Origin of the sequence: Listeria swaminathanii, from assembly GCF_014229645.1 — a bacterium.
Classification (GTDB): Bacteria; Bacillota; Bacilli; order Lactobacillales; family Listeriaceae; genus Listeria; species Listeria swaminathanii.
Map to the genome: position 1 here is coordinate 651,298 of NZ_JAATOD010000001.1, position 17,175 is coordinate 668,472.

Below are 17,175 nucleotides of genomic sequence, written 5' to 3' on the forward strand. Positions count from 1 at the left end.
ACGCAATGGGAAAAAAATTATCACTTTATTTTGTAAGACATGGTCAAACCTACTTAAATAAAAATTTACGTATGCAAGGTTGGGCTGATACGCCGCTCACACCAGAAGGCATTGAAGTAGTGAAAGAAAGTGGTCGTGGACTGGCGGAAACAGAGTTCGTTGCAGCCTATTCAAGCGACTTACACCGCACAATCGCAACAGCGGGACACTTACTTAAAGAAAATAAACACGCATTTGGTTTAACGCTAGAACCACTGAGCGAATTTCGGGAAACATTCTTCGGTTCCTACGAAGGCGAAAAAGGCGATGTAGCATGGAACGAAATTGCGCATCACATGGGATATGCAAACCAAGAAGAGCTATTCAAAAAAGCCGATGTGCGCGAAACAATGAACGGTACGAAAGCTGCTGATCCAACCGGAGATGCGGAAGATTTCATGACATTTTGGACTCGCGTAGAACAAGGTTTCTTACACGTTATCAATCGTCACCGTGAAACTGGCGGGAACGTCCTTATCGTCGCTCACGGAAATACTATTCGTAACATCGTCCATGAACTAGAACCATCGATGGACGAAGCAGTCATCTTGGACAATGCGAGTGTTACCGTATTAGCCTACGAAAACGGCTTATTCAAATTAGAACGTTTAAATGACACTTCTCATTTTAAAAAAGCATAGAAAAAACGAGCTTTAGGAATTAGTTTCCCAAAGCTCGTTTTTTTATTCTTTCGGTGTATCCGGGTCAGGAAGATTATTATCAATCGCCAGCTGACCTCGCCGCAATTTAATTAAACGATTAACGTTAACAATAATTGTTTTCACAACTGCGTAAAGTGGAACACCTAAGATCATTCCGAAAATTCCTGCTAAGTTTCCAGCAACAATTAAGATAATGATAATAGTTAGTGGGTGAATAGATAATGATTTACCCATAATATATGGAGAAAGTAAGTTAGAGTCGATTTGTTGAACAATCGTTACAACAACAATAACTAGTAATGCTTGGACTGGAGAAGTAAATAGCGCCACGATAACCGCGGGAGCAGCTCCAATGAAAGGTCCAAGGTAAGGAATAATATTTGTCGCACCAGCAATGAACCCGAAAAGTAGCGCATAAGGTTGACCAATAATTAAATACCCAATAAAAGTAAATAAACCAACAAACATACAATCAATTGCTTGCGAACTAATGTAAGTAGAGATTGTTTTGTTCATTTCTTTAATAATTTGTTTTGCTTCAGAACGAATACCAGCCGGGAAAAATTTACCAGAGGATTCAACGAACTTATGACCATCTTTAAACATATAAAAGACGATAAACGGTACAGTTACAAGGATCATTACAAAACCAGAAACGAAGGAGACAATCGCTCCAAAACTAGAAGCAACACCATCTACGACAACAGACATGATTTTTGGTAAGGAGATATTTAGTTTCGAAAGCTCTTCTTTTATGTCCACCCCTTGGAACGCTGGGTTATTGGAGAAGCTTTGTAACCATTTCTCGAAATCTTGCCAGTAGCCTGGAATAGCTTTGGCTAATTCAGTGACTTGGTCTGCAAGTGTTGGTCCCAGTTGCATTACCGCTAACACGACAAGTACGATAAAGGCAATGAAAATCAAAATAACACTCAGAAGCCTTGGCACTTTTCTTTTTTCTAAAAATAACACGAGCGGATTAAATAAATAGAATAGAAATCCTGCTACTAAAATTGGCATAAATAGCGTCGAAACGATGATGCCGACTGGAGAAAATATGTACTTCATTTGCAATAGTACGAACAAAATCGCGACCACTGCTAATATTTCGATGGTCCAAAAAAATAATTTGCTATCTCGAAAACGTGAAAACTTCAAATTTTTCCCTTCTTTCTAAAACCTTATTGATAATTTTTATAGTACCATTAACTGCTTTAAATAGCCACTGAATTAATACCGTTGACGTAAAAGTATATGTGTTATACAATATATATAACAGTTGAAGAAGAGGTGGTTTTATGTTACTCGCGATTGACCTTCAATCAGACGAGCCGATTTATACACAAATATGTAATCAAATCATCGAAGGTATGGCAAAACGGGAACTTTTACCAGGAGATAAATTACCTTCTGTTCGAAGTCTTGGCGCGGATATTGGCATTAATTTTCATACCGTAAATAAAGCCTATCAAATTTTAAAGCAAGAGGGATTTATTCAAATTCACCGTCAAAAAGGTGTGGTTATTCATCCGGACGGGGTAGCAAAGGCAGATGAGCTGTTTTTTGCGAAATTACAAACGAAACTAAGACCGCTCATCGCTGAATCTGTTGTTCGTGGCGTCACCGAAGAGAAGTGGTTAGAAGTAAGTAAAGCGATTTTTGACGAAATGCATGGACGGAGAGTGGAGTAGAGATGGAAATCATCAGTTATATTTTTGTTAGTATTGCAATCATTTCACTGCAAGCAATCACCCCTTTTGTAATTAGAAAATCAGAATGTTTTGGTGTCAATGTTGGCGAACGTGCAAACCGAAATGCGGAATTGACGCGATTAAAAAAACAATACGTGGGGCAAGTAGTTCTGTGGACTTCTTTCGTTGCAATCATTGGTATCGCACTCATTCAAGGCTTTCATTCCAGCGAGAATATCCAAGCAGGTATTTTTATCGCCTCCATGTTTGGCCAATTAATTGTATCTTTTATTATTTATTACCGTTTCCACCAAACAACTTTACAGTGGAAGAGAGACAAGATAGAGGCGGGAGAAATTTCGACCAATTCCATCATTATGGTAGATACTAGTTTTCATCGCAGAAAAATGGTTATCTCCTATACGTGGTTTGTGGTGCCGTTCCTTATATTTATTATTACGCTAGCAATTACCGTCGTTTTTTATCCTGTAGCCCCAGAAGCATTCCCGATTCATTTTGATATGAGTGGGGCGGTGACGGATACAGTCAGCAAATCACCTAGAGTTGCGCTACTTTTACCTATGATGCAACTAGGGATGATTGTGCTTTTTATCTTTATTAATTTCGTCATAGCCAGAAGCAAACAAACCGTAGAAAATGAAAACCCGGCAGATTCGCTAAAACGGAATATGTTATTTAGACAGATTTCTAGTAAAGCGATGTTAATCATGTGTACGATTATGGTACTTGATTTCCTTGTGATGCAAGTAGTTACGTTGCTGTCATTGCCGGCTGAATGGATGCTAACAGCTACGATTATTACGGTTGTGTTGATTCTATTTGGTACCGTGTTACTTGCTGTTAAAGTAGGGCAAGGTGGCAGCAGACTTAAATTTGCAGATGAGCCGGATGGTGTGAATAAACCAATTCGCGATGATGATGCGTTTTGGAAAGCGGGCGTTATTTATTTTAACCGAAACGATCCAGCTTTATTTGTAGAAAAACGCTTTGGGATTGGTTGGACGATTAATACTGCTCGTCCGGTTGCTTGGTTATCTTTTGTCATTATTATTGCTGTTATCATTTTAATTAGCGTCTTGTTTTAACTTGTTCGGAGTGGGGTATTTACCATATGTTATGCAGGTCTTGGTGAGATGCTTTTTAAAGGAGTAGATAATCATGGCGATTAGGTTAAAGCGACTAGAGGAATGGGAAGGATTTACTGGTATTGCATTCGTCCGCGAAGGTCTTAAAACAGAAGCCTTGCACACAGAAATTAGAAGCGCCTTCAAAGAAATGCTCAAACTTGCGCAAGAACTAGCTGATTTTTCCGAACAAAAAACGTTTTATGGTATTTCTGTCCATAATATAGAAGATGGGATAACGCATTATTCGGTCATTCCCGTAGAACAAAAATATCCTAATTTAAAAGAACCGCTAGAGTGGATTGAAGTGCCGGCTCATACGTATTTTGTTGCCGAGCATATCTCAGGTACTGACATAATCGAAAGCTACGAAGAAATTGCCAGAGCGATTCAAGCGAAGAACTACAAGCCATACATTACAGCAAACAATCCCGTCTTTGATCCATTACCATTCAAATTGGAACTGTATACGATAGACGAGAGTGAGAAGGCAAATATCGAAATTAGAATTCCTGTTGTTAAAGAACTTTATACGTAAACGCGTGTGCCTGGGACTTTTGTTCTGGGCTTTTTTATACTAGCAAGCTGTTTTTGAGTGTGCTATAATAAGAACGCTATTTTGTGATTATTTTAACAAGAAGGAAGGGATTCATGTGGGATATTACAGCCCGCAGGAAGTAACAGAGATTACGATTGAGAAAGGGACCCAAAAAGCAAATTCCAGTACATTAACGCTCGTTTTACTAGGATTTTTGGGTGGGGCTTTTATATCGCTTGGTTACTTATTATACATACGTGCAGTAGGAACAATGCCTCACGAATGGGGAAGTTTTGCAACGCTAATTGGAGCAAGTTTGTTTCCAGTTGGACTTGTTTGTATCTTGCTAGGTGGAGGAGAACTAATCACTGGCAACATGATGGCCGTAGCGATTGCTTGGTACGACAAAAAGATTTCCTTCCAACAACTTCTTAGAAACTGGGCCATTGTGTCCGTAATGAACTTAGTAGGCGCCTTTTTCGTCGCTTATTTCTTTGGACATTTCGTCGGCTTAACAGAAGGCGATTTCTTACCAAAAACCCTCGCAACAGCTGGTGCAAAAATTAACGATCCTTTCTGGGTTGCTTTTGTTTCCGGTATTGGTTGTAACTGGTTTGTAGGAATTGCTGTTTGGCTTTGTTACGCGGCCAAAGATTTCGCTGGCAAAATTCTCGGCATTTGGTTCCCGGTAATGGCCTTTGTCGCAATTGGATTCCAGCACGTTGTCGCCAACATGTTTATCATTCCAGCCGCGATTTTCGCTGGATACTATTCATGGGCAGATTTTATTTGGAACGTCATCCCAGTATACTTAGGAAATGTCGTCGGCGGAGCAGTGTTCGTCAGCCTATTCTACTTCCTTGCCTATAAGAAAAACGCACCAAAAAAAGTAAAAGAAGAAATTCATCAACCAATTGAAGAAAATTAAACGTAAAAGCTAGTTGCATTCCGTGTAACTAGCTTTTTTTATAAAAAATTTAAATACTTTCTCATTCCTATCATGCCGGGATAGAATCACTTTTTTCAGAAGCCGTTTGCTTAAAATCCTGATTAGCTTTTTTTATTTGTGGAAAACACTAATATAAGCAGCACGAAGCGTCGGCAGAAAATTTGATGGAGGAGTGGTATTTTTGAGTATTAAAGAAACAGCATTACCAAAAGTTCAAACAAAATTATTTATAAATGGAAAATGGATAAATGGAGATAATAAGGAAACGAAAGATATCGTCAACCCGGCAACTGGCGAAGTAATTGCAAAAATTGCCCAAGCGGGACCGAACGAAACGAACCAAGCGATTAAAGCCGCGAAAGATGCCTTTCCTGACTGGGAAAAAATGGAGCTAGCAGATCGCGTCAAATTATTACACAAAATTGCTGATTTAATGGAAGAAAAAGCAGATACATTAGCAAAAATCATGACACTGGAACAAGGTAAACCGCTAAAAGAATCAAAAGGAGAAGTCTTGATTGGCGCTGAAAACTTCCGATTTGCCGCTGGGGAGGCAAGAAGATTATATGGCGAAACAATTCCAGCCCCAAACAATCATGCTTTTATCGTTAAAAAACAACCAATTGGCGTTGTAGCTGCGATTACCCCGTGGAATTTCCCAGGTGGCATGGTAACACGGAAACTCGCTCCGGCACTGGCAACTGGTAATACAATCGTGCTAAAACCTTCTGGCGACACACCACTTTCGGCTCTCGCAATCTTTGGAATTTTTGAAGAAGCAGGCTTGCCAAAAGGTGTGGCGAATATCGTCATGGGTAGCTCGAAAGAAATCGGCGAAGCGTTGACAAATAGCGATGATGTCCGCAAATTAACCTTTACCGGTTCCACTAAAGTCGGTCAAACGCTATTTAAACAATCAGCTGACACCTTGAAAAAACTTTCGCTCGAACTGGGTGGACATGCGCCATTTATCGTATTTGACGATGCCAACCTTGATGCAGCCGTAAATGATTTAGTCACAGCAAAATTCCGCAACAACGGTCAAGTGTGCGTCTCGCCAAACCGGATTTTCGTTGCTAAAGAAATTAAAGAAAAATTCACTAAAGCCCTAGTCGCTAAAGTAGAACAATTAAAAGTCGGCAACGGATTAGACGATGTGAATGTCGGTCCACTTATCCGCGAAGATGCAATTGATAAAATCGATAAACAACTAAAAAATGCCACTGACAAAGGCGCAAAAGTCCTTACTGGCGGCGGTCGTTTAACAGGTTCCGAATATGACAAAGGAAACTTCTACAAACCAACTGTCTTAGATAATGTTACCCAAGAAATGGACATTTTCTATGAAGAAACATTTGGCCCAGTTATCCCGCTTATCACTTTTGAAACAGAAGATGAAGCAATCAAAATGGCAAATGATAGCGAATTTGGCCTTGCATCTTACTTCTATACAAAAGATTTAGCCCGCGTAGAAAAAGTTGGCGCAGCCCTAGAATACGGAATGGTTGGCGCAAATGAAATTGCCATTTCTAACCCAGAAACTCCATTCGGCGGCGTAAAACATTCTGGCTTTGGTCGTGAAAATGGTCATTTCGGAATGGAAGAATACATCCAAGTGAAATTCATCAACTTAAAATATCGTGATTAAAATTCACTAATAAGGAACTCCTTCGCGGCAGGCGGAGGGGTTCTTTTTTGCGCACTTTCCTACCAGTAGGAAAAAAGTATATTTGTAAGCGGATTCAGTCATTTATATAATAAAAGTAAGTTAAGGAAAGGGAGGATACAAAATGAAAAACATTTTACTTATTTGTGGGTCAGGGGCTTCAAGTGGATTTATGGCAGCGGCAATTAGAAAAGCAGCAAAAAAACGCGGTGAGCAAGTAACCGTGAAAGCAGCAAGTGAGTCACAAATTGATGAAAGAATAAATGAAATTGATTACCTATTAATCGGGCCACATTTGGCTTATATGTTAGATGATTTAAAACAAAAAGTTGCCGATAAAGATGTGCTAGTATCCATCATTCCACAAGCAACATACGGCACACTTAACGGCGAAAAAGCACTTGATCTCATTTTAAATATGGAGGGATAAAACGATGAACAACAAAGTGATGGATTTTATGACAAATAAATTTGCTCCAAAAGTAAATAAAGTTGTTAAAAATCCTTGGGTATCAGCAATTCAAGATGCAATTATGTCTGCGCTTCCGCTCGTTTTTGTCGGTTCTTTAGTCACCATCGTTTCATTACTTAAAAATTTATTCCCCGGCATGCCTGATTTTTCGATGATAAGCAATTTTTCGTTTGGGATGTTCGGTTTAGTTGTAGCATTTTTAATCCCGTACTATCTTATGGAGAAAAAAGGCAATAGTAGTCAAAAATTGATTTCTGGGGCAACTGGACTTGTATTATTTTTAATGCTACTATTTCCAACCATTTCAGCAGAAGGCGATGCGGTTTTCATTTTATCTAGATTTGGAGCTACAGGGATGTTCTTATCAATCACAACCGGATTATTTGTTGGTTGTGTGATGAACTTTGCTGCGAAGCGTTCGTTTTTCAGTGAAGATACGCCGATTCCAGATTTCGTTGTCGGATGGTTTAACAGCTTACTGCCAATTACCTTTATTTTAATCGTTGGTTGGTTAATTACCGTTCAATTTAATATTGATTTCTTTGAAGTGATTGTCGCGGTATTTAGCCCACTCGCTTCAATTGTACAATCGTATCCAGGATTTGTGCTTTCGGTCTTCATTCCTGCTTTCCTTTATACATTCGGGATTTCTGGGTGGGTGATGATGCCAGCGATTTATCCAGTGTACATGGCTGGGCTCGCGGAAAACTCACAAGCCGTAGCAAATGGCGCAAGTGCATCAAACATTGCAACACAAGAAACAGTATACGCATTAATTTCAATCGGCGGGGTGGGCACGACACTATCACTATCAATTATGATGCTCATTTTAAGCAAATCTCTACAACTCAAAGCAATCGGAAAAGCAGTCATTGTCCCATCGATTTTTAATATCAATGAACCACTATTCTTCGGGGCACCCATTGCTTTCAATCCATACTTAATGATTCCGACGTGGATTAACGCTTTCCTAGTACCAAGCATCGCCTATTTCGTTATGTCGATGAACTTAGTAAGCATTCCCACACAATCGTTCTTGCTATGGTACATGCCTTACCCAGTAACGTCCTACTTAGCAACACAAGACTTCCGCGCTATCATTGCTTGTTTAGCGATTATCGTCATCACATGGCTCGTATACCTACCATTCTTCAAAGCATACGATAACTCACTACTTAAACAAGAAAAACTAGATGCAGTGGAAGCAGATAAAGAAATGGTAACAAATTGATTGGAGGAACTAACATGTCAGAGCAAGACTATGTTGAAGAAACAGATAGTTTAAATGAACTATCGATGAATATTTTAATCCATGCAGGAAACGCCAGAAATGATTTAGTGAAAGGGCTGAATCATTTAGAGAAATTAGAATTTAGTGAAGCCGAGGAATCCATTGCCTCCGCAAAAAAAGAAATGGTGATCGCACATAGTCTGCAAACAGATACACTGCAATTAGAAGCATCCGGCAACCAAATCCGTTATTCCACACTATTCTGTCACGCACAAGATACGCTCATGACAGCCAAAAGTGAAATATTAATCGGTGAGCATATGCTGCGTTTATTCAAGAAAATGACCGAACTTACGAAAAAATAGGAGGTATAAGCATGTTTGAAAATTATCAATTCCCGAAAGACTTCTTGTGGGGTGGAGCAATTGCCGCTAACCAAGCAGAAGGAGCATTTCAAGTAGATGGAAAAGGAATTAGCCTAGCAGATTTACACAAGTACCACAAAGGTAAAACAAACGATGAAATTAGCGAAGAACAACATAAAGGAGTAAGTTTAGCAGATATTAAAGCAAGCATAGAAGATAAAGTAAACTATTATCCAAAACGCCACGGCATTGATTTTTATCATACCTATCCAGAAGATTTGGCGTTACTTGCTGAAATGGGCTTTAAAACATTCCGAACTTCGCTAGACTGGACACGAATTTTCCCGACTGGCGAAGAAGAAGAACCAAATGAAGCAGGCTTAAAATATTATGACCAATTAATCGACAAAATTATCGAGCTTGGCATGGAGCCGATCATTACGATTTTACATTACGAAACTCCAGTTGAAATTGTTTTAAACTACGGAGGTTGGCATAATCGCAAAGTCATTGATTTATTTGAGAAATACGGCAAAATCGTACTAGACCGCTACAACAAAAAAGTGAAATATTGGATTGTCATTAACCAAATTAATTTAATCCAATTTGAACCATTCAACTCAACAGCCATTCCATATGATGCAGTCGATGATTATTTATCTGCAACCTACCAAGCAGTCCACAACCAATTTGTTGCCAGTGCAAAAATTTACGAATACGGAAAAGCACTGAACCCTGATTTAATGATTGGCACGATGCTGGCTGATTGTACGGCTTATCCTTTCTCATGTGATCCAGATGATATCGTGCTCGCAATGAAACGCAATCGGATGGAATATTTCTTCGCAGACGTGCAGTTCCAAGGCGAATATCCACAATATGCGCTTAACTATTTTGCCGAAAATAATATTAACATTGAAATCACAGACGAAGACAAAGCCATTTTGCAAAAAAATACAATGGACTATCTTGCGCTTTCCTATTATTATTCGCAAATGGTAGATTCCAAGAAAAACGACTTAGATCCAGCATCAATTACACCAAACCCACATCTAAGAGCCAATCCGTGGGGCTGGGCAGTTGATCCAAAAGGACTATATAACGCGTTGTCACAATACTGGGATAGATACCATAAGCCAATTATCATCGCCGAAAATGGATTTGGAATGTATGACAAGTTAGAAGATGGCGAAATCCATGACGATTACCGAATTGATTACTTATCCGCCCATCTAAAAGAAATGAAACGCGCAATGTATGACGGCGTAGAAGTGATTGCATATTGCGCTTGGGGACCGATTGATATCGTCAGCTGTTCTTCCGCGCAAATGGAAAAAAGATACGGTTTCATTTACGTTGATTTAGATAACGAAGGAAACGGCACAGGCAAAAGAATTAAAAAAGATAGCTTTTCATGGTATAAAAAAGTAATAGAGTCTAATGGGGAAGACTTAGAAGCTTAATGTAACAGGGAGCCAGTTGTGGTAGTGGATAGCTAATACAACTGGTTTTCGGTATATCTATAGGGGGTAGCAGGAAATGGATACGCAAAAAGAAATACTAGCTTATTTGCATAAACAGGAAAATAAATGGGTTACCTCCAATGAGTTAGCAGATTTTTGCGAGTGTACAACACGCACCATTCGCAACAACATTTACAAAATAAATGAAGCAACACCGGGTTTAATCAAATCCGCCAAACAAGGCTATCAAATCAATCCTAGTATCCATTTGGATGTTCCAACAGAAAGTGATGCCGCAGAACGAAAGTCCAAACTTTTACTAGCATTAATTAAAAACTCTACAAAAGGCGTTGATTTATTCGACCTCGCAGATATTCTATTTATTTCAGAAGTCACTTTAAAAAAAGACATTCAACAATTAAAAAATGAACTGAAAGAAGCGGATGTCCAAATCATCATCGATAAAAACCAAGTAAAACTAATCGGCAAAGAACGCGCCAAAAGAAAATACATGATTTCCTTACTGTATGAAGAAGGCGGCTACCGCGAGAGCATCAAAAACCACATCCAAGAAATGATTGAATTTGTTTCCATCGACAAACTACAAAGCATTGTCAAAGAAGTCCTAGCAAACGAATCGATTACAACCAACCAATACTCGATGATGAATATCGTGCTGCATTACGCAATCAGCATCGTTCGAATTCAACAAGGAAACACCCTCATCGAAACACAAAAATCACTCATTCAAAAACACTCCAAAGAATACGAAATCTCGAAGAAAATTGCCGAAATTCTTTCCGAAGAATACCAAATTCATTTTTCAGAAGCAGAAACAAAACAATTAGGGCTACTTTACGTCGGCCTACAAAATGAACAATCTGCCAACGCCAATCAAGCCGAGTTAGACCAATTTGTCGATAAAAAAATCATTGAAGCACTTAAAATCGTCCTCACGAATGTGGAAGAAACCTACCTGATTGACCTGCAAAATGAGCAGCTTTTTATCAAACTAGCTATCCATATTCAAAGTTTATACTACCGCTCGCGCTACAAAGCTTATACGAGAAATTTAAGTTTACTGGATATTAAAACTTCCTATCCGGTAACATTTGATATCGCCGTTTACATTTCGTCACTACTACAAGAAAAGCTAGCAATCGACTTTAACGAAGACGAAATTTCCTTTATAGCACTGCATATCGGCTCTTTTTTAGAAAGTGAAAACCGTGATTATATTCGCCTTGAAATCGGAATTTTAGTGGATGATTACCACGATTTAAAAACCAACATGCTAAAAAAACTACGAGCATTATTCGAAAATGAAGCAACCATAAAAGTGATTGAAAATGAGGCGAGCGAAGAAGATTTCGATATTATTTTAACGACGAACCGAGATGTTGCCCTTGAAAAAGCGGGATCCATTTTTATTCACCCATTACTAACGACAAAGGACATCAAAAAAATCACGAGCCGCATCCAAACAAAGAAAAAAATCATCGAAAACAACTTACTCGGACAACAAATTGATCATTACATTGTCCGCGATCTCTACGCCAATCAAATCGACCCCTCAGAACTCACACCCGCAAAAATCAGAGAACAAATGGTTTCTAAAATGGAAAAACAAGCCTTCGTCACAAGCAATTTTAAAGAAAAAGTGGAAAAAAGAGAACAAATGGCACCGACCAGTTTCCCGTCAGGCATCGCTATCCCTCATTCCATCAAAAACGATGCACTCCGGAGCGGCGTTTCGATAATGACGCTACAAGAACCAATTTACTGGAACGATGTGAAAGTGAAAATAATCGCCCTCGTCGCCATCAGTAAAAAAGATGCCAATGAATTTAACGATTTTTTTGAGAAATTTGTAGAAATTGTATCCGAACCAATCAACGCCAAACGATTATCCATGGCAGAAAGCTTCGAAGAGTTCATCCAAAAACTAAAAATGATGATTGAAGAAAGTGAATAAATTGTCACCAACTAGGCCGTGTATTTCAAACTACACGGCTTATTTCGGTTGAAGTAACAATGAAATTGCGCTATAATGAAACTATCAAATGAAAAGGAGTGTTATCTTAAGCCAATGAAATTCTAATCCTGTACTATATGAAAAAATGAAGAAAGCTATCCATTTCTCGGATAGAAACTATTTTTTCGGACGGGATTCGTATGTTCATTTCGCATGATAACTCTAGCTCTAAGCCTTTTTTGGCGTAGCTTCGCGGATTCCTCTCTGAAAATATTCAGGAGGTTATTTTTTATGTCTATAATCGAAATTAATCAATTAAAAATAGAAGTAGGGGATAGAATTTTAGTCGAAATCCCTCATTTACTAGTCGATAAAAAAGCACGAATTGGCATCATCGGCCAAAATGGTTTAGGGAAAACAACCCTAATGGAAGTAATTGCTGGCAGACAAGAAGCCGCGGCTGGGATGATCACCACGCATGGCAAACTTGCCTATATCAAACAATTACCCACAGATACAACCACCAAAAGTGGCGGTGAAAAAACAAGAAAAGCCATCCAACAGGCGATGCGTCAAAATCCAAGCGTTCTCCTAGCAGACGAACCAACGAGCAACCTAGATGTCGAAAGCGTGCAGCATTTAGAACGTCAGTGGAGCGATTTTCATGGAGCATTAATGATTATCTCGCATGACCGCGCCTTTTTAGATGCACTTTGCACAGAAATATGGGGAATTGAAAATCAAAAAATCCACGTGTACAAAGGAAATTATCACGCCTTTTTAGAACAAAAAGAGCAACAAGCAAACCAAGCCGAACTCGCTTACAAAGAATTTAAAAACAAAAAGAAACAACTACAAGCATCCCAAAACTATCACGAAATCGAAGCCGGGCGGATTGTTAAACCCGGAAAACGTCTAAACAACAAAGAAGCCAGCGCCTTTAAAGCTGGAAAAGGCACCCAACAAAAGAAACAACATAGCACAATCAAAGCCTTAGAAAAACGAATTGAACGACTCGGCAATATCGAAAAACCGCATACAACAAAGCCAATTAAAATCATCACCCCAGAAAATCGCTTAATCAAAAAAGGCAATACAATACTAAGCGCGAAAGAAACAACCTACGAAATCGCCGGGCGTAAACTTTTTGAAACAAAAGCTTTTTCTATCAAAGCGGGTGACAAAGTAGCACTCATCGGCGAAAATGCGAGTGGGAAAACGAGCTTTTTAAGAGAAATAATCCAAGGAAACCCAAATTTGGCAACGAACCCACAAGCTAAAATCGCCTATTTTGATCAAGAACTCAAAGGTCTAGATGAAACGAAAGCCCTTTTAGAAAACATGACAGATATGAGCGTTCAAACCAAACAAGTGAATAGGGAAGTACTTGGCAGCATGCATTTTAAAGAAAGCGATTTGCATAAAGAAGTGCGCATGCTCTCTGGCGGGGAACGAGTGAAGTTACTTCTCAGCATGCTCTTAGTTAGCGACGCCAATTTCCTAATCCTTGATGAACCAACCAATTACTTGGATATTTATGCAATGGAAGCGCTAGAAACATTAATCAAACAATTCACTGGAACAGTCCTTTTTGTTTCGCATGATCGAACCTTTGTAAAGCAAGTGGCAGAAGAGGTGCTCGCCATCGAAAACAACCAAATGACTTTCCACCGCATGACGTACGAGGAATACGAAGAAAGTAAGACTCCGAGCCGTATCTCAGAAGAAGATAAATTGATTTTAGAAATGCGCATGTCCGAAATAGCCGCGAAGCTAATGCAACCGAATTTAAAGCCGGCTGAAAAGGCAATGCTCGAACAAGATTACCAAGAAATTATCACAAAAAGACAACAATTTAGTTAAATTGTTGTCTTTTTATTCAAGCAAAATAAAAAATATAGTCATTTGTCTTTTACTTGATTTCTGCAAAAGATAGGCTTAGAATCAAATAGTTATTAAAAAGAGTACAGAAAGAAGGAATCCCATGTTTAGTCATCTACCGGATTCATTCCTACAAATGAATACCATTTTTATTTCGATTTTGATTGAGGCACTGCCGTTTGTGTTAATTGGAGTATTCATTGCCGGCTTTATTCAAATGTTTATATCAGAACAATTCATTGCTCGAGTTATCCCCAAAAACAAATTTCTAGCCGTTATTGTCGGCTCGCTTATTGGTATATTTTTTCCTTCCTGCGAATGTGGCATTGTTCCTATCGTTCGTAATTTACTTGCAAAAGGTGTGCCGCTTCACGCCGGAATTGCCTTCATGCTCACAGCGCCGATTATTAATCCAGTAGTATTATTTTCCACTTATGTCGCCTTTGGAAGCACCTGGGAAGTTCCGCTGTTACGTGTTGCCGGAAGCTTGGTCGTAGCGCTCGTTGTTGGAAATATTATCGCTTATTTATATAAAGGAACTGGACTCAAAGATCGCTTTTTAAAATATGAAGCAGCAAGTGAAAAAGTCGCCGTTCCAGCGGGAAACCTAGCACTTGCTGGCGGCCCTACAGAAAGTACCACAACTAATTTTCAAGTAGTAACAACTGAAGCGGCTCCGGCAGAAGTAGCGCATACAGATCATGAGCACCATCATCACGGCGAAGAGCACACACATGCAAAAATGACATTAAGCCAAAAAATCTGGCATACCGTACAACATGCCGTGGACGAATTCTTTTCAGTCGGAAAATACCTCGTTTTTGGAGCATTAATTGCCGCTGCGATGCAAACATACATTAAAACATCCACACTCGTTTCCATTGGGCACGGTCCGATTTTATCCATTTTACTCATGATGGTTCTTGCCTTTGTATTATCGCTATGCTCCGAAGCAGATGCCTTTATTGGCGCCTCTTTCCGTAGCGTATTCTCCACGCAATCCATCGTTGCATTTTTAGTGTTTGGCCCGATGCTCGATATTAAAAATTTAATGATGATGTTAGGAGCATTTAAAGCAAAATTTGTCTTATTAATTGTTACTAGTGTAACGATTGTTGTCTTTCTATACGCCCTAGTAATTTAACCGAAAGTAGGTGAGCAGATGTTTCGCGTATTTATTTTATTTGGATTTGGTTTTTATTTGATGCAGTTACATATTTCTGGTGATATCAGTAAATATATTAATATGAAATACGCTTATTTATCTTTTTCCGCAATGATTGCCGCATTTTTACTCGCGATTATTCAGCTAATTATGGTTTTTCGCGATGAAGATATTGGTGCGAAAACAGAACATATGGGGCATACCCATGACGGCGAAAATACTATTTGGAAAAAAATCATGGTGTACGGTTTACTTTCCTACGCTTTAATCGCTGGTTTTCTTTTCCCAGTCGCAACCCTTGATTCAACGATTGTTTCTGCTAAAGGATTTCATTTCCCAAAAAACAACGCTGCTGGAGATGACCCATACGCCCAAAATCAATTTTTACGACCAGATACGAGTGGCTATTTTGGAGAAACTGATTATGAAAAAATGATGGCGAAAGAAAAAGCCGAAATCATCGATCAAAATCCCATCAAAGTCAATGACAGTAATTATTTAATGACGATGGAAATCCTCTACAATTATCCAGGCGAGTTTACTGGCAAACAAATCGAATTTACTGGGTTTGTTTATAATGATGATGTCACCAAAGATAATAACCTATTCTTGTTCCGCTTTGGAATTATTCACTGTGTTGCCGATTCAGGTGTGTTCGGAATGCTCGTTCAAATGCCCGAAAAAACCGATTTGAAAAACGATACATGGCTTACTGTAAAAGGAACCATCACCCAAGAATACTATTCACCTTTTAAAATGAATATTCCATCTGTGCAAGTAGAAAGCTATAAAGAAGTAGCAAAACCAAAATCAGTTTATGTCTATCGTAAATATTAAATCGCTACTTGCGGATTTATGCAGCTTGCGTTATCCTTAAATAAAGCTGTTTACGTTTTCACGAATGAATAAAAGGATGGAACATTGAATGAATGATTACAACCACTACTTTCATTTCCAACGAGAAGAATGGCGCAAGCTGGAAGTGAGTAAGGACCAAATATTAACTGCAGAGGAACTAGAAGAAATACGTGGTTTAAACGACCGAATTTCTTTACAAGATATCTCTGAAATCTATTTACCACTAATAAAACTAATTGCGATTCAATACCATGAAGCGATTTTTATTCATGGCGAAAAAATGGAATACTTAAAGAAAAAAGAATCGCGTGCCCCGTTTATCATTGCTTTAGCTGGAAGTGTGGCTGTTGGGAAAAGTACAACCGCGCGGGTTTTTAAATTAATGCTCGATCGCTGGTTCTCCAAAACAAGACAAGTTGAGCTTGTAACAACAGATGGCTTTCTCTATCCGAACAAAGTCTTAGAAGAGCGCGGCATCATGGATAAAAAAGGCTTTCCAGAAAGTTATGACCGTGACCGTTTTGCCAAGTTTTTAACAGACTTAAAAGCTAATAAAGAAGACGTCGAAGTGCCACTTTATTCGCATTTCACCTATGATGTTTTAGAAGAAACGCGGATGATGCATAATCCGGATATCGTGATTATTGAAGGAATCAACGTCCTCCAAGCCGACCAACACGAGAGCCTATTTCCAAGTGACTTCTTTGATTTCTCCGTTTACATGGATGCCAATGAAGCTGACATTAAGAAATGGTACTTAGAACGTTTCTTCATGCTTCGCGAAACAGCTTTCCAAGACGAAAGCTCCTATTTCCATCCATATACCAAAATCAGCAAACAAGAAGCCGAAACTTTTGCACTGGGTGTTTGGGATACAATCAACGGAGTCAACTTAAAAGAAAACATTGAGAAAACAAAATACCGAGCGGACCTAGTGCTTCACAAAGGCACAGATCACCTCATTTCAGATATTTATTTACGCAAATAACCGAATGCAGAAAGAAGGAAACTTCTTGCTGCGTTCGGTTTTTTCTTTACATTAGAGAAAATCGGAGTACAATGGGAAGTGAGTAAT

General features: G+C 38.9%; 16 protein-coding genes. 15 read left to right on the forward strand and 1 reads right to left on the reverse strand.

Annotated features, from left to right (window positions below; all coding sequences use genetic code 11):
• Positions 1–5: 5 nt before the first annotated feature.
• Complete coding sequence (locus HCX62_RS03215; protein ID WP_008947290.1) at positions 6–680, forward strand: histidine phosphatase family protein; 675 nt, start codon at positions 6–8, stop codon at positions 678–680.
• Positions 681–722: 42 nt separating this feature from the next.
• Here the strand turns inward: HCX62_RS03215 and HCX62_RS03220 are convergent, their stop codons facing one another.
• On the reverse strand, positions 723–1,859 hold the full coding sequence (locus HCX62_RS03220) for an AI-2E family transporter (RefSeq protein WP_185636998.1): 1,137 nt from the start codon (positions 1,857–1,859) through the stop codon (positions 723–725).
• A gap of 140 nt (positions 1,860–1,999) precedes the next feature.
• Between HCX62_RS03220 and HCX62_RS03225 the strand changes: the two genes are divergently transcribed.
• The 14 genes from HCX62_RS03225 (at position 2,000) to coaA (ending at position 17,088) form a co-directional block, all read left to right on the forward strand.
• Positions 2,000–2,392 carry a GntR family transcriptional regulator gene (locus tag HCX62_RS03225; RefSeq protein ID WP_008947292.1) on the forward strand — a complete coding sequence of 131 codons (393 nt, stop codon included), beginning with the start codon at positions 2,000–2,002 and terminating at the stop codon, positions 2,390–2,392.
• A gap of 2 nt (positions 2,393–2,394) precedes the next feature.
• Complete coding sequence (locus tag HCX62_RS03230; protein WP_185636999.1) at positions 2,395–3,498, forward strand: DUF1648 domain-containing protein; 1,104 nt, start codon at positions 2,395–2,397, stop codon at positions 3,496–3,498.
• Between the two features lie 73 nt (positions 3,499–3,571).
• Positions 3,572–4,075, forward strand: a complete 504-nt coding sequence (locus HCX62_RS03235) for an effector binding domain-containing protein (RefSeq protein ID WP_185637000.1) — start codon at positions 3,572–3,574, stop codon at positions 4,073–4,075.
• Positions 4,076–4,190: 115 nt separating this feature from the next.
• A complete protein-coding gene (locus HCX62_RS03240; protein ID WP_003721480.1) occupies positions 4,191–5,003 on the forward strand; it encodes a formate/nitrite transporter family protein in 813 nt (270 codons plus the stop codon).
• A 202-nt stretch (positions 5,004–5,205) separates the two neighbouring features.
• Complete coding sequence (locus HCX62_RS03245) at positions 5,206–6,672, forward strand: NAD-dependent succinate-semialdehyde dehydrogenase (protein WP_185637001.1); 1,467 nt, start codon at positions 5,206–5,208, stop codon at positions 6,670–6,672.
• A 142-nt stretch (positions 6,673–6,814) separates the two neighbouring features.
• A complete protein-coding gene (locus tag HCX62_RS03250) occupies positions 6,815–7,120 on the forward strand; it encodes a PTS sugar transporter subunit IIB (RefSeq protein WP_003732400.1) in 306 nt (101 codons plus the stop codon).
• Between the two features lie 4 nt (positions 7,121–7,124).
• On the forward strand, positions 7,125–8,393 hold the full coding sequence (locus HCX62_RS03255) for a PTS sugar transporter subunit IIC (RefSeq protein ID WP_185637002.1): 1,269 nt from the start codon (positions 7,125–7,127) through the stop codon (positions 8,391–8,393).
• Between the two features lie 14 nt (positions 8,394–8,407).
• Positions 8,408–8,758: a PTS sugar transporter subunit IIA gene (locus tag HCX62_RS03260; protein ID WP_185637003.1), complete on the forward strand. Its 351-nt coding sequence runs from the start codon at positions 8,408–8,410 to the stop codon at positions 8,756–8,758.
• A gap of 11 nt (positions 8,759–8,769) precedes the next feature.
• Positions 8,770–10,221, forward strand: a complete 1,452-nt coding sequence (locus HCX62_RS03265) for a glycoside hydrolase family 1 protein (protein WP_185637004.1) — start codon at positions 8,770–8,772, stop codon at positions 10,219–10,221.
• Positions 10,222–10,297: 76 nt separating this feature from the next.
• The gene (locus tag HCX62_RS03270; protein ID WP_185637005.1) at positions 10,298–12,196 is read left to right on the forward strand and encodes a BglG family transcription antiterminator; all 1,899 of its coding nucleotides are present in this window, start codon (positions 10,298–10,300) and stop codon (positions 12,194–12,196) included.
• Positions 12,197–12,487: 291 nt separating this feature from the next.
• Positions 12,488–14,059, forward strand: coding sequence for a Vga family ABC-F type ribosomal protection protein (locus HCX62_RS03275; protein WP_185637006.1), 1,572 nt, complete (start codon positions 12,488–12,490; stop codon positions 14,057–14,059).
• Between the two features lie 121 nt (positions 14,060–14,180).
• The gene (locus tag HCX62_RS03280) at positions 14,181–15,221 is read left to right on the forward strand and encodes a permease (protein WP_185637007.1); all 1,041 of its coding nucleotides are present in this window, start codon (positions 14,181–14,183) and stop codon (positions 15,219–15,221) included.
• 18 nt (positions 15,222–15,239) lie between these two features.
• Positions 15,240–16,079 (forward strand): TIGR03943 family putative permease subunit, encoded by an 840-nt coding sequence (locus tag HCX62_RS03285; RefSeq protein WP_185480223.1) that lies wholly within the window; start codon positions 15,240–15,242, stop codon positions 16,077–16,079.
• Between the two features lie 88 nt (positions 16,080–16,167).
• Entirely contained in the window at positions 16,168–17,088 is a 921-nt protein-coding gene (gene coaA, locus HCX62_RS03290; RefSeq protein WP_185502492.1) for a type I pantothenate kinase, read from the forward strand.
• Positions 17,089–17,175: the final 87 nt, after the last annotated feature.

Bases quoted from the DNA above. Each gene is read 5' to 3' on its own strand.
- HCX62_RS03275 (WP_185637006.1), top strand. From the start codon at position 12,488: ATGTCTATAATCGAAATTAATCAATTAAAAATAGAAGTAGGGGATAGA.
- HCX62_RS03270 (WP_185637005.1), top strand. From the start codon at position 10,298: ATGGATACGCAAAAAGAAATACTAGCTTATTTGCATAAACAGGAAAAT.
- HCX62_RS03265 (WP_185637004.1), top strand. From the start codon at position 8,770: ATGTTTGAAAATTATCAATTCCCGAAAGACTTCTTGTGGGGTGGAGCA.
- HCX62_RS03260 (WP_185637003.1), top strand. From the start codon at position 8,408: ATGTCAGAGCAAGACTATGTTGAAGAAACAGATAGTTTAAATGAACTA.
- HCX62_RS03280 (WP_185637007.1), top strand. From the start codon at position 14,181: ATGTTTAGTCATCTACCGGATTCATTCCTACAAATGAATACCATTTTT.
- HCX62_RS03225 (WP_008947292.1), top strand. From the start codon at position 2,000: ATGTTACTCGCGATTGACCTTCAATCAGACGAGCCGATTTATACACAA.
- HCX62_RS03285 (WP_185480223.1), top strand. From the start codon at position 15,240: ATGTTTCGCGTATTTATTTTATTTGGATTTGGTTTTTATTTGATGCAG.
- HCX62_RS03230 (WP_185636999.1), top strand. From the start codon at position 2,395: ATGGAAATCATCAGTTATATTTTTGTTAGTATTGCAATCATTTCACTG.
- HCX62_RS03235 (WP_185637000.1), top strand. From the start codon at position 3,572: ATGGCGATTAGGTTAAAGCGACTAGAGGAATGGGAAGGATTTACTGGT.
- HCX62_RS03215 (WP_008947290.1), top strand. From the start codon at position 6: ATGGGAAAAAAATTATCACTTTATTTTGTAAGACATGGTCAAACCTAC.
- HCX62_RS03255 (WP_185637002.1), top strand. From the start codon at position 7,125: ATGAACAACAAAGTGATGGATTTTATGACAAATAAATTTGCTCCAAAA.
- HCX62_RS03250 (WP_003732400.1), top strand. From the start codon at position 6,815: ATGAAAAACATTTTACTTATTTGTGGGTCAGGGGCTTCAAGTGGATTT.
- coaA (WP_185502492.1), top strand. From the start codon at position 16,168: ATGAATGATTACAACCACTACTTTCATTTCCAACGAGAAGAATGGCGC.